A 14,934-nucleotide genomic window follows, 5' to 3' on the forward strand; every position below is an offset into this window, starting at 1 on the left:
TGCGACACCGCGACCGACGATGCCTTATTCTATGGCATCAGGTCGAAATCCAAACTGATCGTCTGCGCCCCCTGCTGCCAGCATGAAGTATTGGTGGACCTGCAGAAGAGCGAGACCGAGAACCGGAAATTTATATCGCACGGCCTGTTCCTGCAAAAGCAGGCGGACCTGATCACCGACAACAGCCGCGTGATGCTACTACGGTCACAAGGCTATCAGGTCGATGTCATTGATTTCGTCTCGACCGAGCACACGCAGAAAAACACGCTGATCACAGCGATCAAGAAGAACAAGCCGTCGCCCAAATATCTTGAGCAATATGAAGCCTATAAGAAGGCCTATGGGTTTAGCGGGATAAAGCTGGAGGCGTTGATGCGCGAAGCTGGATTGATCCGCTCGGAGTGAAACTGCGCGGTTGTTCTTAGTCCGATCTGGCTAACAATCGCCGCAATGCTTCTGGGTGATCGAGGTCGCGGCCAAAATGAGGTCATCGAGTTGGACGCATGTTGACGGTAGCGTGAAAACTGCAATTTTGTCACGAATGGCCGATGGACCTGCGTGACTTAATCCGATTTCCTCAAGATAGCTACAGGAGGCATGCAACGTCGAATTGAACCGGCGGTTTGGCTTCAAAACCAATTGGAAGGCGGACATTGCTGATCACCATATCGCGACCATTATATTCAATCTGAAAATTATTTTTCTTTTGTCAGTGAGTTGTCGATCGCGCCATTCGAGCGTGTGGCTTTTTTACCAGCCATCTTTTTCCCCTTGTCATTCTCGACCTGCAACAGTCCTTCCATCACGGCGCAAGCGACCATATGGGTTCTGTTCTTTGCTCGCAATTTCAAACGAATATTCTCGACATGTCGATCGATAGTGCGGGCCGCGATATCTATCAATTGGGCGACCTCTTTGGTAGACAACCCCTGAGCTATATACTCCAGTATCTCTGTTTCACGAGCTGTTAGATTGGGACCGTTGGTCAAATTCTCTTGTTGCAGCATTTGAACATCCGCCTTGTTCTTGCCAGACCCTATCCTGACGTTTTAATACCCCCATATTTACGTCATCGCCAAATCGATAAACCCACCTTTCTTGCTTGAACCTTAGACAACCACTTTTCGATCGATACATATAGTATAAAATCGCCTGAATTTAACTGTTTGATTTTATTGTACTTTAGGTACAGCACTTTTGTCTATAGGTAAAACCCCTTAGTAAATTCTGACACGGATAATTACCTGTCATTTCATTCACAGGAATCGCTGGATAGACCGGACTCCGGCGGACGGTGTACACAAGTATCAATAACAAGATTGTCGCTTCTGAGGACGCAGGCATCAGTGGGCAAAACTGACTGCGTAACAATTGGGTCGTGCTGAATTTCTCAAAGGGAGTAGCACGCATGCAATCGGCAATATCACTACCAACTGCTAAGCAGGGGTTGCACTCAAATATTCGCACAACCGCTTTGCGGTTTCGCGCTGGGCAAATGATTTTTGATGAAGGGCAAAGCGCTACGCGCTGGTACGAAGTAGTGCGCGGCACGGTTCGCACCTGCCGCTTTCATCTTGATGGCCACCGGCATCTGACCGGGTTTTTCTTTGACGGCGATGTATTTGGTGCCGACCATGGCAATTACGGAACGTCTGCGGAGGCCGTAACCGATGTCACGGTCCGCTGTTATCGTGTTGGCGATATATCACAGACTTCCGACTCTGGACCGGAGCTAGATGGAGCGCTTTCCTTCTTGTTTCGCGCTATGTCGAGCGCGCAGCGGTATCTCTTCATTATGGGACATAGAACCGCCCCAGAACGACTGGCAGCTTTTCTGCTTTGTCTGTATCAGCAGGGAGGTGACGAGCCTAATCTGCAACTCCCCATGTCCCGCAATGATATCGCCGACTTCCTGGGGCTAACCATTCATACAGTCAGTAGAACTTTTTCGGATCTTACACGTCGCGGGTTCATTGAGGTGGACGGTCGGAATTCCGTTATTGTCACCGATCATGCCGGTCTTTGTAACCTTGCTGGCGAATTTCAGGACAATTTTCCGAATGATGGCCACGGAGACATTCACCCGGCGGCCGACCTTTGCCTTGGTGATCGACCCGCAGCCTGAAAAACGAAATTTCAATGAGATGATGGGAGACTCCTATGACGATCATTACTCAAAGCCCATTGGGTTGGCTTCTGACAGTACCGATATTGGTCTGTGCAAACGGTCAAGCGAAAGCGGCAACTGAGCCGCAAGCCTCTGTGAACAGTGTTAACCGGCTAGCATTGACATATAATATACAGTCGTTTTGGGATCAGGAATTGGCAGAACTCGACCGTTCGCCTGCCCGGCTTCGCGGTACGGAAACAGAAGGTTATGGTGGGGCCAAGCGGTCTGTAGACCCCATTACTGAAGAGACCGAAACCAAAACGGGAGCGTCAGATATGGCCGCATCTTTCGACGCAATCAGAGCTGAACTTGCTGAACAGAAAAAGATGATCGCCGATCAAAATGTGCTGATCAAGATGCAAGATGAAAAGATCAAACAGCTGGAACTACACAATCAACTGGTGCGGGCAGAAACGAATGTTGCATCGCCCTGGTCTCTGTCTCAGCTGCGAGGGGCCGGAATGCAACCAGCCCCGAATTCAACGCCGGCAGATTCTCTGCCGGTTGATGATACAGCACTACCGGACGGACCAGTTGGCGAGGCTCCTCCCGCAACACAAACTATTGAACAGAAAGTGGCAGCCGTTCCCGAGGGACAAGGCGTGCTGACCCCCAGAGGGCAATTCGTGCTGGACCCATCCATTGAATATACGCTTTCGTCAACAAACCGGCTGGTCTTTCGCGGAATAGAACTCATTCCAGGCATTCAAATTGGTGCCATCGAAGCCAGCGACGCGGATCGTGAAACCGCCATCGGAACATTCGCCATGCGCTATGGCTTGACCAATCGATTGGAAATTGAAGGCCGGATACCTCTGTTGTATCGGCGAGACAGAATTCAGGTCGTACAACAACGCGGCGACCAAATTGTCAGAGAAATCAGCCTCAATGAAACCGATATTGGCGATGCGGAATTCGCATTGCGGTACCAGATTAACGAACCGAAGGGACAAAATCTTATCTGGATCGCGGGACTGCGCGTTAAGTCCGACACGGGAAAAAGTCCCTATGAAATTCCGTTTGATGAATTCGGAGTAGCGACCGGACTTGCTACCGGCTCCGGATTCTGGGGCATTCAGCCGAGCATGAGCTTCTTGCTGCCTTCCGATCCTGTCGTCCTGTTTGGCGGTGTCGGCTATCTCTGGAACATCGAGCGCGATGTTAACCGGGTGGTCGGTGATGTGCTTGTAGGCAAAGTCGATCCGGGTGACGCAGTCAACGCCAGTGTCGGCTTCGGCTTTGCGTTGAATCCACGTTTTTCATTTTCTCTCGGCTATCGGCACAACTATATTTTTTCAACCCGAACCGAACTGGGTGACACGGTTCAGGATAGCAAGGACATCCAGGTCGGCTCACTCAATTTTGGAATGTCGTACCGGTTGAGCGAGCGGCAATCGCTCAATCTTGGATTTCAGTTTGGCGTGACAGCCGATGCGCCGGATATGAGTATGACCCTGCGTATACCATTTCGATTCTGACGGCTCGATCCCGGACCGCACTGGTAGAAAGGACAGAGTCATTTTCGGAGATTTGAACGTTGCTGACATCTGGCGGGGAGGAGAATTAGAATCCAAGCGCGCCAATACCGGCTTCAGCCGCAGCATCCTCGAGAGCGCTACTCAAGCGATCAAACATCAGATCGGAGCTGAAACTCTGATATCCTGAAAGGTCGAGCGTGGCATCTACTTCTTGGACGCTTTCAAACCCTCGGGCGGTGTTGATCAACAGGTTCTGAACACCATTGACGGTATCATGTGAAATCGCCGTGCGGCCGCCGTTGAGCAGATAGACGGGGGTGTCGCCGACTTTCATCCTGATATTGCCCGTTGACAATATGCCGCCTTCAAGCGCTGCGGCATCGACTTGAAGTAGGCCGGCAGCGGCTGTCTGGATGGTTTCCGGGCCATCATCGGTCCAGTTCAATATGGTGTGGAGCGCCAGTTCGCCGTCAACATAGGTGCGGATATCGGCTCCAAAATTGACTTCCAACCCGGACCAAACAAACCCGCCGCGTAGCTTGTCCAGATCTTCGTCTGTGACAAGTACGGGCAGGTTTGCCGCCGCCACTTGCTGTTCTGCTTTTGCAGCTTGGGGGTAGCACAACGCCAGAACGGCGAGCGGGGTGCATATTTTTATGGTGATGTTCATGGCCTCTCTCTCATCTGACTGTTCCAACCCGAACATCAAGCAGGAACTCGGGCGTGAGTTGGTACAGTGGGGGAAGGTGCGTGGTAAGATTACCGATTTCGGCTGTGGGGGAAATCTGATCCGTCGGAGCGGTTGCCCAAAGACTCCAGTCTCCTGCGAGATTATATGTGGGGCGCTTTTTAATCGGGCCATCGACAATGGCGAGTGCAACGCCATTCCAGTATTTGTGAAACTCCTTAGTCGGATATTTTTTCAGCCCCAGTACCGAATCACCAACCAGAACCTGGTCCTTCGTCTGCCCTTTCACCACGACAAAATGTTTGAAACCGTCGAGGTCCAGCAGCACAATGACAGGACGTTTCACCTGATACAGCTGTTCGGGCTTTAGCTTGAAACCTTCAGCCCGATAACCGATCGATTGCAGATAGTTGCGCATGTCCAGCATCGAGAAGCCAACCTTGCGGATAACCGGCTTGTCTCCCAAATTCCACATCGCTCTAAACGGCGTGCTTTCAGCGGTTGGTCGATCATAATGATAGGTGAGTAAGGTTGCGACAGCGGCCGACCCGCAGCTGAAGTCGTAGCGCTGGCGTATGACCGAGCGGAAGGGGATGTCCCACCACGTCATTACGTCAATGGAAAAATCTCCGCCAATTGCTTCGCGGCCCAATCGTACTTCGGCACTCGCGCTGTGGCTGTACAATGAAGCCACCGCGACCAATGAAAAAACTCCGCCCTTCAATATGCGCCCGAAGGACGGAGGAAGTTTGGCAATGATGGAATTGGAGACCATTGTCATCGCCTAATCGTTGATATTGATTGTTACACTCATCCCTGCCTGGAGCGAGGATTGTGCGCCGGTATTGAAAACGAAATTGCCCAGACCATTGAAACCGGAAAGCGCATTATCTGCCAGGTTCACATCACCGGCGGTATAATCGCCGATGATCGTGTTACCGGTATTTTCCGCGTTCAGCAGCTGGTTGTTGATGGCAAGCTGATTGCCGCTGCTAAGCGCGTTCAGGTCATCCAGTGAAAGTATCGGGGACGAGGTGTCTGCGGGTGCCGGGGCAGGATTTGACGCGCTGCCCGAACCCGATGACAGATCGGCGCTGCCAGAGGCAGATTGGCCCATTGCCTGCGCAGGAACCAATGCCAGCGCCAGGGACAATATTGCCGCTTTGGGGGATAGTTTGTTCATGACCGTGTCTCCGGTTCAAGGGGGACGGGGCCGACACCTGACGGGTTAGGTGGTGCCGGCCCAGCCTTGCTAGCAAATTCGGTTCGTCTTGCCTGACTGGGGGTTTACAGGTCAGACAGAACGGTCCGGCTCTTTAGTTGCCGCTGCCGTTGCCGCCGGATTGGCCTGCACCGCTGTCACCGAAATTAACGGTACCCATCGCCGAAATATTCGATCCGGCCTGGGCATTGGAGTTAATACCGGTGTTCCATGCCTGGTTCAGGATACCTGCATAGGCTGCAAAGGAACTGCCCTGGACGCGGTTGTCGCCGCTGATCTGATCAGAGGCACCGATGAGACGGGTCTGGTCGACGAGGGCATTCATGCCTGAGTTGGCATTGATTGCTAACAGCGTTTGCGTTGCCGTCACCGTGCTGTTGTTGCTGGCAATATCGCCGGTAGTAACCGAGTTGTCGTTGGTCGTCTGTGCCTGCAGGTAAACATCGAGCAGATCATTGACCACCACGGCACTACCAGAGGTGTTGTCGACATCATTATTCTGTGCTTGTTGGGCCATGGCAGGTGCGCCAACGGCAAGAACACAGACAGCGGCTGAAGCAGCCATTAGTTTTACCATTTTCATCGTCATTCTCCTATTGGTTCAAAGGCAACTCATTTTTCCCTGATCAATCTAGGAAGGGGGTAAAGAAGCCCTGTTGTTCACCGCTCAATGCGGCCTGACCTTGATAGGACGAGTCGCAAAACAGTTTGTTGCGAAATGGCAATTGCCGACTAATTTTTCTGTCTTGTTGCTGTTTGATAACTTGATAGTCATCGAAATGCGTACCATTTTAACGGTCATAACCAGCATCCGGTTTCAGGGTTTGGCGGCCACGAGCCTAACGCCTCTTTCGTGCGCGCCAGGCTTGTAAGATTTTGCCCAGCTCGAACCCCTGTAATTGGGGCATAAGCTGACTGACTGCGTCGACATTTCCCAAGCCCGCTTTTGCGCAGCAATCCAAATTCAGACACTGGCCACCGTTCCTACTTGATGCGGGAAGCAGACTGGTTAGAGTGGGCATTTCACGCACCTCGCCGCGCGAGGCACACGCCCCTTCAAAACGGATGATAATATGCGCAATCTGCTTCTCTCCACCTTTGCCCTGACTGCTTTCACGGTCAGCCCTGCCGCCGCTCAGCAAACAGTATCTCCGGAGAAGCCGGCACTTGATATCGGCGCTGGTGGACGACCGGTTGGCGAGGCCTGGTCGCGCAGTCCGGTATATGCCCAGCATGGCATGGCGGCGACCGCCCATCCACTGGCCAGTCAGATCGCTATCGATATTCTCAAAAAAGGCGGCTCGGCGGTCGACGCGGCGATTGCGGCCAACGCGGCGCTGGGCCTGATGGAGCCGACGGGCAACGGTATCGGCGGTGATTTATTCGCGATCATCTGGGACCCGAAGACGCAAAAATTATATGGCCTCAACGGATCGGGCAAAAGCCCGATGGGGACCAGCTACAAGCAATTCATCAAGCAACTCAAAGGCAGCAAGACGATCCCGCCATTCGGCCCGATGCCGATTACCGTTCCCGGGACCGTCGACGCCTGGTTTGAAATGCACGGGAAGTTCGGCAAGCTGAGCATGGCGGATATTCTCGCACCGACGATCGCTTATGCCAAGGACGGCCATCCGGTTGCGCCGGTGATCGGCTATTATCTCGACAGCAACCTCAAGCGGTTCGAACAAAGCCTGGATATGATCGGTGATTTTGACAATGCGCGAAATACCTATTTCAAAAACGGCGCGCCCAAGGCGGGCGAGATTTTCAAGAATCCTGATCTCGCCAACACGCTTGGAAAAATCGCCACAGGTGGCCGCGACGCCTTTTACAAAGGCGACATCGCCCAGACCATCGACGGCTATTTCAAACGGATTGGCGGCAATCTGCGCTACAAAGATTTCGCCGCCCACAGCAGTCTTTGGGTAGAACCGGGCTGCGTGGACTATCGCAAAGGCTATGAGCTGTGCGAGCTCCCACCTAACTCGCAAGGGTTTGCGGCGCTGCAAATGGCCAATATCCTCAAGAATGTCGATCTGACCCGATGGCCGCGTGGCAGCGCCGAGGTTTTGCATTATATTACCGAAGCCAAACGTCTGGCCTTTGAAGATGTCGCGCGCTTTTACGCCGATCCGGAGGCCTCCCCTGCCCCGCTGCAATGGCTGCTGTCGGATGATTATGGCAAAGAACGTTTCGCGTTGATCGATCCGGCCAAGGCCACGCCCGGCTTCGGTCCGGGCGAACCCAAGCTCGAAGGCGAAGGCGACACGACCTATCTTACCGTCGCTGACAAGGACGGGATGATGGTCTCGCTGATCCAGTCCAATTATCGCGGCATGGGCAGCGGGCTGGTCGCGGATGGCCTTGGCTTCATGTTTCAGGATCGCGGCGAGCTCTATTCACTCGATGCGAAACATCCCAATGCCTACGCGCCTGGCAAACGCCCGTTCCAGACAATCATCCCTGCCTTCATGAAGAAGGACGGCAAACCGTTCATGTCCTTCGGCCTGATGGGCGGCGGCATGCAGCCGCAAGGCCATGTCCAGGTCATGATCAACATGGTCGATTATGGCATGAACCTCCAGGAAGCCGGCGATGCAGCACGCCTGAACCATGACGGCGGTCGCCAACCTACCGACGATCTTGCGGGAACCGGCGCCGATCTGCTGGGTATACTCCATGTCGAACCGGGCATATCGGCCGAGACAATCGAAAGGCTGAAAGCAATGGGACATGTGGTAGAAGTGGTCGATAATGGCGCGATGTTCGGCGGTTATCAGGCGATCACCCGCGACGCGGAGACCGGCGTCTATACTGGTGCCACCGAAATGCGCAAAGACGGTCAGGCGATCGGCTATTGAAGCGACGTCAAGATTGCCTCAAATATAAAATTATACTGGAGTGAAAATGCACAAAACCCTTCTCGTCGCCCTGCTGCCTTTATTGGCGCTCGCCCAACCCGCATCCGCTCAGATGGAGAATTTCAAACCCGGACCGGTTTTTGAAGAATTCGGACCGATTGCGCCGGTGCAGCAAAGCGAACCGGTGGCGATAGACAGTATGTTCAAGGTCAGCTTCGACGTCGCCAAGGCCGCTGATCCCGACAAGCTCAACCGCACAATCGAAAGCGCGGCGCGTTTCATCAACATGCATGTTGCCGCCGGCGTTCCGGAACAGAATATCAGGCTCGCCATTGTCGTCCATGGCGGTGCCTCGTTCGATCTGACTCACCAGGAGTTTTTCGCGGCGCACAAGGACGGAGCAACAAATGCCAGCGCTGCAGCAATCGCGCAATTGCAGGAGCATGGCGTCAAATTCTACCTGTGCGGCCAGAGTGCAGCGGCCCATGGTATCAGCAACGCTGACCTGCTGCCGGGGGTTCAAATGTCTCTGTCAGCGATGACCGCCCACGCCCTGCTGCAACAGCAAGACTTTACGATCAATCCCTTCTGATACTGCGAAAACAAGCAATGTTGAAGGTCGCTAGTTACAATATCCACAAGGGGGTCGGCACCGACAGGCGCCGCAACCCGGGTCGGATCATTGACGTGCTCAACGAAATCGATGCCGATATTATCGCGCTGCAGGAGGCTGACCGCCGCTTTGGCGCGAGGGCTGCGGCTATTCCGCAGAAACTGCTGGAGATGCACAGCGACTATCGCGCTATACCGCTGGATGTACAGATCGATTCAATGGGCTGGCACGGCAATGCGATATTGGTGCGCAAATCCGCCAAAGTTGTTGCCCATGACATCATGCACATCCCCTGCCTCGAACCGCGCGGCGCGATCATGGCCCATTGCCAGTGGGAGGACAAAGAGCTGGCGATTTTCGGCATGCATCTTGACCTGTCCGGCCTGTGGCGCAGACGGCAGGCGGCCGCGATCATAAAGCTCGCGCAGGAAAAGCAACGCGATGTCCCGGTGGTGCTAATGGGCGATCTCAACGAGTGGAGCGCCGCCAGCGGCTGCCTGAAGGATTTCGGCAAGGCCTTCGAGATGGTGGAATGTGGCCGGAGCTTTCATTCCCGCAGCCCGATCGCCACGCTCGACCGGATCATGCACTCCGATGATATCCAGTCTTCAGCCGCGGGAGTCCACGATAGCCCGGCTGCGCGCAAAGCATCCGATCATCTGCCGGTATGGGCGAAAATCACATTCGGTTAAAGACCCTGGCCTGGTCACCTGACTGCACTACGTAACTCTACCTATATTGCCCCGACCAGCACACTGGTAGCGCCAATTCCACACAACGTGGAAGGACGTTATGGACAATTTACTGGTAAAGGCTGGCGGATGGCTGGTTCTCGTGTTTCTGGCATTCATTGCAATGGTAATGGCGGTGGACGGTGGTTTCGCCGTGCATATGGCGATCATCATGATCGCCTGCCTGATCGCGCTCTGGGTGACGATCAGCAAGGCTGATTATGCGGCGATCGGTCGCGGAATATTGAATGCTCCGGCTGATCCCGGAAAATATGACGACGATCCGATCCGCTGGGGTGTGATCGCCACGCTTTTCTGGGGCATGGCGGGATTCTTCGTCGGATTGTATATCGCCCTGCAACTGGCCTTTCCGGCCCTCAATCTCGGCCTGGAATATACCACATTCGGGCGTCTCCGCCCGCTCCACACTTCTGCCGTTATTTTCGCTTTCGGAGGCAATGCGCTAATCGCGACGAGTTTCTATATCGTCCAGCGCACTTGCAGGGCGAGGCTGGCCTTCCCCCGTCTCGCCCGCTTTGTTTTCTGGGGTTACCAGCTGTTCATCGTGCTGGCCGCCACCGGCTATCTGATGGGTGTCACCCAGTCCAAGGAATATGCCGAACCGGAATGGTATATCGATATCTGGTTGACCATCGTCTGGATCAGCTATGCGGCGGTATTCATCGGTACCATCGTAAAACGGTCCGAACCCCATATTTACGTCGCCAACTGGTTCTTCCTGAGCTTCATCCTCACCGTGGCGCTGCTGCATCTGGTCAATGGCCTCGCCATGCCAGTCAGCCTGCTCGGCGCAAAAAGCTATAGCGCCTTTGCCGGTGTCCAGGATGCGCTGACCCAGTGGTGGTACGGCCATAACGCGGTTGGATTTTTTCTGACCGCAGGCTTCCTTGGCATGATGTATTATTTCGTGCCTAAACAGGCCGAACGGCCGGTGTACAGCTATCGCCTGTCGATCATCCACTTCTGGTCGCTGATCTTCCTCTATATCTGGGCCGGTCCGCACCATCTCCATTATACCGCGCTGCCCGACTGGGCGCAGACACTCGGCATGGTCTTCTCGATCGTACTGTGGATGCCAAGCTGGGGCGGCATGATCAACGGCCTGATGACGCTGAACGGCGCCTGGGACAAGATCCGCACCGATCCGATCATCCGGATGATGGTGCTGGCGCTCGCCTTTTACGGGATGAGCACTTTTGAAGGGCCGATGATGTCGATCAAGTCGGTCAACAGCCTGTCGCATTATACTGACTGGACGATAGGCCATGTGCACAGTGGCGCGCTCGGCTGGAACGGCATGATCACCTTTGCTGCTCTATACTATATGGTGCCGCGCCTGTGGGGTCGCCAAAGACTTTACAGTCTGCGGATGGTCAACTGGCACTTCTGGCTCGCGACCCTCGGCATCGTGCTCTACATCGCTTCGATGTGGGTTGCCGGAATCATGCAGGGCCTGATGTGGCGCGAATATGGTGACGACGGCTATCTCGTCTATGCGTTCAGCGAAGTCGTCTCGGCGATGTTCCCGATGTATGTCATCCGGGCTACCGGGGGCCTGCTCTATCTCGCTGGCGCGGTTGTCATGGTTTACAACGTCTGGATGACGGTTGCTGGCAAACTCCGCGAGGAAAAATCAATGACCGAAACACCCCATGACCCAGAGGCTGACAAGCCCCTGGTCGCGGTTCCGGCAGAGTGAGGGAGACACGACTATGACCACACTCACGCAAAAGCATAAGAAAATCGAGCGCAACATCACCCTGCTGGGCGTGCTCGCCCTGGTCACGGTGATGATCGGTGGCATCGTCGAGATTGCACCTCTTTTCTGGATCGACAATACGGTCGAGAAAGTCGAGGGCGTACGACCTTACACCCCGCTGGAACTGGCTGGACGCAATATCTATGTCCGCGAGGGATGCTATTCCTGCCACAGCCAGATGATCCGGCCGTTCCGCGATGAAGTGGAACGCTATGGCCATTATTCCTTGGCGGCGGAATCGATGTATGACCATCCCTTCCAATGGGGTTCCAAGCGGACCGGGCCTGATCTGGCCCGTGTCGGAGGACGCTATTCGGACGAATGGCACGTCCAGCACCTGACAGATCCGCGCGCTGTTGTGCCGGAATCGATCATGCCACCTTATGCGTTTCTCGCCGAAAAGGAGCTCAAATCGGGAGATATGAGCGACCATTTGCGCGCCCTTTCCCGGGTCGGAGTTCCCTACAGTAAGGAAGCGATTGAAAAGGCCAATGAAGACCTGCTGACACAGGTCGATCCGATGGCCAGCACGACCGAACTCGAGAAACGCTATCCCAAGGTGCAGGTCCGCGACTTTGACGGTAATCCCGACAAACTCAGCGAAATGGACGCTCTGGTAGCCTATCTGCAGATGATCGGAACATTGGTCGACTTCGAGGCAGGCGAAGCGCTGGAGCAGCCGCGATGAATTACGAAGCGCTGCGCCATTTTGCCGATAGCTGGGGCCTGCTGTTCATGACTGTAGTATTTCTGACCCTGATCGGTTGGACCTTTCGCCCAGGCGCCGGACGCAATCACGAAGAAGCCGCCCATATGATATTTGACGAGGACAAAAACGATGTCGGATAAAAGACGCGTCGATGAACCGACCGGAACCGAAACCGTAGGCCATGAATGGGACGGCATCGAGGAACTCGACACGCCGATGCCGCGCTGGTGGCTGTTGACGCTATACGCCACGATCGTCTGGGCGATCGGCTATGTCATCCTCTACCCCGCGATCCCGATGCTCAATTCGGCTAGCGAAGGCCTGCTCGGCTGGAGCAGCCGTGGCGATTATGCGATCGAAGTGGCCGAGCGTCAGAAAGAGCTCGAACCGATCCGCGCAGCGCTGGTCTCCGGGGATATCAACGCGATGGGCAGCGATCCGCAATTGCTGCAACAGGCGATCGAAGGCGGACGATCCGCGTTTAAGGTTCATTGCGTGCAATGCCATGGCTCCGGCGCTGCTGGATCAAAAGGCTATCCCAATCTCAACGATGATGACTGGCTTTGGGGCGGTGATCTCGAAACGATCGAATATACACTGATCCACGGTATCCGGAACCCGGACCATGACCAGACCAGATTCTCCCAAATGCCGGCCTTCGGCAAAGACGGGATCTTGCAGGCGAATGAAATCCAGGACCTGGTATCTTACGTCCGTGTAGTCTCCGGTCGCGAGAAACAAAGCGCAGCTGCCACACGCGGAGCCGCATTGTTCGAGACCAATTGCGCCGTCTGCCACGGGGCCGACGGCACCGGTGACCGCGTCCAGGGTGCACCCAATCTCACTGATGCTATCAGTCTTTATGGCCTCGATCGCGCTTCGTTGACCGACACTATCACCAATGCCCGTTACGGTGTCATGCCGCGCTGGGGACAACGGCTCGACCCGGCGACAATCCGGATGCTGGCAGCCTATGTCCATTCTCTGGGTGGTGGCGAAAAGCCGCTGGTAGTGGCACCGGCTACAGAAGCCAGCGCTGAAGGCGGGAATGATGAGCAATCCTAAGGAAATTCTCGATCCGGAGCTGAAACTCTATGAATCGCGCAAAAAGGTTTTTCCCAAAGCGGTCGACGGCACATTCCGGCGGCTGAAATGGGTGATCATGGCGATCACCCTCGCCATCTATTACATCACGCCGTGGATACGCTGGGATCGTGGACCCTACGCCCCCAGCCAGGCAGTTCTCGTCGATCTCGCCAACCGGCGCTTTTACATGTTCGGCATCGAAATCTGGCCGCATGAGTTTTACTATGTCGCCGGTATGCTGGTCATGGCCGGTATCGGGCTTTTCCTCGTTACCTCGGCTGTCGGCCGCGCCTGGTGCGGCTATTCCTGTCCGCAAACCGTGTGGACAGACCTGTTCCAGCATGTCGAGCGCGCGATCGACGGTGACCGCAACACCCAGTTCCGTCTGCAGGACGCCCCATGGGGGCCGAAGAAAACCGGCAAGCGCCTTCTGAAATGGTCGATCTGGCTGTTTATCGGTTTCTGGACCGGCGGCGCGTGGATCATGTATTTCGCCGATGCACCCACTCTGGTTGTCGACTTCTGGACCGGTCAGGCAGCCTTTGTCGCTTATGCCACGGTCGGCGTGTTGACCATGACAACATTCATATTCGGCGGTTTTATGCGCGAGCAAGTGTGCATCTATATGTGCCCGTGGCCGCGTATCCAGACCGCGATGATGGACGAAAAATCGCTGACCGTCACTTACAAGGACTGGCGTGGCGAGCCGCGCGGCAGCGTGAAAAAAGCGGAAGCCCAGCCGGGCGGTTTTGGCGACTGTATCGACTGCAATCAATGCGTAGCTGTGTGCCCGACCGGCATAGATATCCGCGAAGGACCGCAAATCGGCTGCATCACCTGCGCGCTATGCATCGATGCCTGTGACAAGGTAATGGATCAGGTCGGACGTCCGCGCGGACTGATCGACTATGCGACTCTGGAAGATGCCGATCTGGAAAAAGCCGGAAAACCGCACGAACCGATCCTCAAAACCCTGTTCCGTCCCCGGACCATCCTCTATTCCACGATCTGGGGTGCGATCGGGCTGGCGATGCTGTTTGCGGTCGGCAATCGAACCCGCATCGACATCAGCGCCAATCATGACCGCAACCCGGTCTATGTCCAGCTCGCCGACGGCCATGTCCGCAACAGCTACACCATCAATCTGCGCAATATGGAAAACCGGCCACGCGACATGATTATCGGGATGACGGCAATCAAGGGTGGAGCCATGTGGTCCAACGCAGGATCAAGGGAGACTGCAGGACAGACCCTGAGCACCAAAGTAGCTGCCGATAGCATAGCAAGACTGCGGCTCTACGTTGCAGCGCCTGGAGCGGGACCGGTACGGGAAGAATTTGCCCTGACAGTTACCGCTGCCGATGATCCCGAAGCCACGGATATTGACGAAGTATTTTTCGAAAGACCGGAGACAGGCGAATGAGCAGTGAAAACCCTCGGGTGAAGAAGTTCACCGGTTATCACGCCGCGGCGATGATCGTTTCATTTTTCGCGGTGGTTGTGGTCGTCAATCTGGTCATGGCGCAATTTGCCCTGTCGACATTCAGCGGCACCGTGGTCGACAACAGCTATGTCGCAAGCCAGAAATATAAT

17 protein-coding genes are annotated in these 14,934 nt (G+C 55.0%); 12 read left to right on the forward strand and 5 right to left on the reverse strand.

The features are described 5' to 3' along the window. Window positions 1-405, forward strand: a 405-nt coding sequence (locus V7680_RS12695; protein WP_335653646.1) for a methyltransferase, incomplete at its 5' end; no start/stop codon positions are given. Between the two features lie 290 nt (window positions 406-695). Here the strand turns inward: V7680_RS12695 and V7680_RS12700 are convergent. Further along, the gene (locus tag V7680_RS12700; protein ID WP_335653647.1) at window positions 696-1,007 is read right to left on the reverse strand and encodes a response regulator transcription factor; all 312 of its coding nucleotides are present in this window, start codon (window positions 1,005-1,007) and stop codon (window positions 696-698) included. Window positions 1,008-1,408: 401 nt separating this feature from the next. Between V7680_RS12700 and V7680_RS12705 the strand changes: the two genes are divergently transcribed. Together V7680_RS12705 and V7680_RS12710 are read left to right on the forward strand one after the other, a co-directional pair. Then, window positions 1,409-2,125, forward strand: a complete 717-nt coding sequence (locus tag V7680_RS12705) for a helix-turn-helix domain-containing protein (RefSeq protein ID WP_335653648.1) — start codon at window positions 1,409-1,411, stop codon at window positions 2,123-2,125. Between the two features lie 35 nt (window positions 2,126-2,160). Next, the gene (locus tag V7680_RS12710) at window positions 2,161-3,648 is read left to right on the forward strand and encodes a transporter (protein ID WP_335653649.1); all 1,488 of its coding nucleotides are present in this window, start codon (window positions 2,161-2,163) and stop codon (window positions 3,646-3,648) included. Window positions 3,649-3,733: 85 nt separating this feature from the next. Here V7680_RS12710 and V7680_RS12715 read toward each other — a convergent pair whose 3' ends face one another. The 4 genes from V7680_RS12715 to V7680_RS12730 all read right to left on the reverse strand — a co-directional run bounded on the left by V7680_RS12715 (window position 3,734) and on the right by V7680_RS12730 (window position 6,141). Then, window positions 3,734-4,318, reverse strand: a complete 585-nt coding sequence (locus V7680_RS12715) for a hypothetical protein (protein WP_335653650.1) — start codon at window positions 4,316-4,318, stop codon at window positions 3,734-3,736. Window positions 4,319-4,328: 10 nt separating this feature from the next. After that, window positions 4,329-5,111, reverse strand: a complete 783-nt coding sequence (locus V7680_RS12720; protein ID WP_335653651.1) for a C39 family peptidase — start codon at window positions 5,109-5,111, stop codon at window positions 4,329-4,331. Window positions 5,112-5,120: 9 nt separating this feature from the next. Next, window positions 5,121-5,519, reverse strand: coding sequence for a hypothetical protein (locus tag V7680_RS12725; protein ID WP_335653652.1), 399 nt, complete (start codon window positions 5,517-5,519; stop codon window positions 5,121-5,123). A 133-nt stretch (window positions 5,520-5,652) separates the two neighbouring features. Next, the gene (locus V7680_RS12730; protein WP_335653653.1) at window positions 5,653-6,141 is read right to left on the reverse strand and encodes a hypothetical protein; all 489 of its coding nucleotides are present in this window, start codon (window positions 6,139-6,141) and stop codon (window positions 5,653-5,655) included. 490 nt (window positions 6,142-6,631) lie between these two features. On the opposite strand from V7680_RS12730, the gene ggt reads away from it, so the two are divergent. The 9 genes from ggt to V7680_RS12775 all read left to right on the forward strand — a co-directional run. After that, the gene (gene ggt / locus V7680_RS12735; protein WP_335653654.1) at window positions 6,632-8,422 is read left to right on the forward strand and encodes a gamma-glutamyltransferase; all 1,791 of its coding nucleotides are present in this window, start codon (window positions 6,632-6,634) and stop codon (window positions 8,420-8,422) included. A gap of 46 nt (window positions 8,423-8,468) precedes the next feature. Continuing rightward, window positions 8,469-9,014 (forward strand): DsrE family protein, encoded by a 546-nt coding sequence (locus V7680_RS12740; RefSeq protein WP_335653655.1) that lies wholly within the window; start codon window positions 8,469-8,471, stop codon window positions 9,012-9,014. A 17-nt stretch (window positions 9,015-9,031) separates the two neighbouring features. Continuing rightward, a complete protein-coding gene (locus V7680_RS12745) occupies window positions 9,032-9,727 on the forward strand; it encodes an endonuclease/exonuclease/phosphatase family protein (RefSeq protein ID WP_335653656.1) in 696 nt (231 codons plus the stop codon). 100 nt (window positions 9,728-9,827) lie between these two features. Then, entirely contained in the window at window positions 9,828-11,486 is a 1,659-nt protein-coding gene (gene ccoN, locus V7680_RS12750) for a cytochrome-c oxidase, cbb3-type subunit I (protein WP_335653657.1), read from the forward strand. Window positions 11,487-11,499: 13 nt separating this feature from the next. Then, window positions 11,500-12,234 carry a cytochrome-c oxidase, cbb3-type subunit II gene (gene ccoO / locus V7680_RS12755; RefSeq protein WP_335653658.1) on the forward strand — a complete coding sequence of 245 codons (735 nt, stop codon included), beginning with the start codon at window positions 11,500-11,502 and terminating at the stop codon, window positions 12,232-12,234. Then, window positions 12,231-12,395 (forward strand): cbb3-type cytochrome c oxidase subunit 3, encoded by a 165-nt coding sequence (locus V7680_RS12760; protein WP_335653659.1) that lies wholly within the window; start codon window positions 12,231-12,233, stop codon window positions 12,393-12,395. The genes ccoO and V7680_RS12760 overlap by 4 nt, the downstream gene beginning before the upstream one ends. Next, complete coding sequence (gene ccoP / locus V7680_RS12765) at window positions 12,385-13,320, forward strand: cytochrome-c oxidase, cbb3-type subunit III (RefSeq protein WP_335653660.1); 936 nt, start codon at window positions 12,385-12,387, stop codon at window positions 13,318-13,320. Before V7680_RS12760 ends, ccoP begins: the two co-directional genes overlap by 11 nt. Next, a complete protein-coding gene (gene ccoG / locus V7680_RS12770; protein WP_335653661.1) occupies window positions 13,307-14,764 on the forward strand; it encodes a cytochrome c oxidase accessory protein CcoG in 1,458 nt (485 codons plus the stop codon). Before ccoP ends, ccoG begins: the two co-directional genes overlap by 14 nt. Continuing rightward, window positions 14,761-14,934, forward strand: a 174-nt coding sequence (locus V7680_RS12775; RefSeq protein WP_335653662.1) for a FixH family protein, incomplete at its 3' end; no start/stop codon positions are given. The genes ccoG and V7680_RS12775, both read left to right, overlap by 4 nt.

The organism is Parasphingorhabdus sp., assembly GCF_036963705.1.
GTDB lineage: Bacteria > Pseudomonadota > Alphaproteobacteria > Sphingomonadales > Sphingomonadaceae > Parasphingorhabdus.

What these genes read in the sequence shown, in the direction of transcription:
- V7680_RS12760 (WP_335653659.1), top strand. Translation starts at nt 12,231, where the DNA reads ATGAATTACGAAGCGCTGCGCCATTTTGCCGATAGCTGGGGCCTGCTG.
- ccoG (WP_335653661.1), top strand. Translation starts at nt 13,307, where the DNA reads ATGAGCAATCCTAAGGAAATTCTCGATCCGGAGCTGAAACTCTATGAA.
- V7680_RS12720 (WP_335653651.1), bottom strand. Translation starts at nt 5,111, where the DNA reads ATGGTCTCCAATTCCATCATTGCCAAACTTCCTCCGTCCTTCGGGCGC.
- ccoN (WP_335653657.1), top strand. Translation starts at nt 9,828, where the DNA reads ATGGACAATTTACTGGTAAAGGCTGGCGGATGGCTGGTTCTCGTGTTT.
- V7680_RS12710 (WP_335653649.1), top strand. Translation starts at nt 2,161, where the DNA reads ATGACGATCATTACTCAAAGCCCATTGGGTTGGCTTCTGACAGTACCG.
- V7680_RS12725 (WP_335653652.1), bottom strand. Translation starts at nt 5,519, where the DNA reads ATGAACAAACTATCCCCCAAAGCGGCAATATTGTCCCTGGCGCTGGCA.
- V7680_RS12705 (WP_335653648.1), top strand. Translation starts at nt 1,409, where the DNA reads ATGCAATCGGCAATATCACTACCAACTGCTAAGCAGGGGTTGCACTCA.
- ccoP (WP_335653660.1), top strand. Translation starts at nt 12,385, where the DNA reads ATGTCGGATAAAAGACGCGTCGATGAACCGACCGGAACCGAAACCGTA.
- ggt (WP_335653654.1), top strand. Translation starts at nt 6,632, where the DNA reads ATGCGCAATCTGCTTCTCTCCACCTTTGCCCTGACTGCTTTCACGGTC.
- ccoO (WP_335653658.1), top strand. Translation starts at nt 11,500, where the DNA reads ATGACCACACTCACGCAAAAGCATAAGAAAATCGAGCGCAACATCACC.
- V7680_RS12740 (WP_335653655.1), top strand. Translation starts at nt 8,469, where the DNA reads ATGCACAAAACCCTTCTCGTCGCCCTGCTGCCTTTATTGGCGCTCGCC.
- V7680_RS12715 (WP_335653650.1), bottom strand. Translation starts at nt 4,318, where the DNA reads ATGAACATCACCATAAAAATATGCACCCCGCTCGCCGTTCTGGCGTTG.
- V7680_RS12730 (WP_335653653.1), bottom strand. Translation starts at nt 6,141, where the DNA reads ATGAAAATGGTAAAACTAATGGCTGCTTCAGCCGCTGTCTGTGTTCTT.
- V7680_RS12745 (WP_335653656.1), top strand. Translation starts at nt 9,032, where the DNA reads ATGTTGAAGGTCGCTAGTTACAATATCCACAAGGGGGTCGGCACCGAC.
- V7680_RS12700 (WP_335653647.1), bottom strand. Translation starts at nt 1,007, where the DNA reads ATGCTGCAACAAGAGAATTTGACCAACGGTCCCAATCTAACAGCTCGT.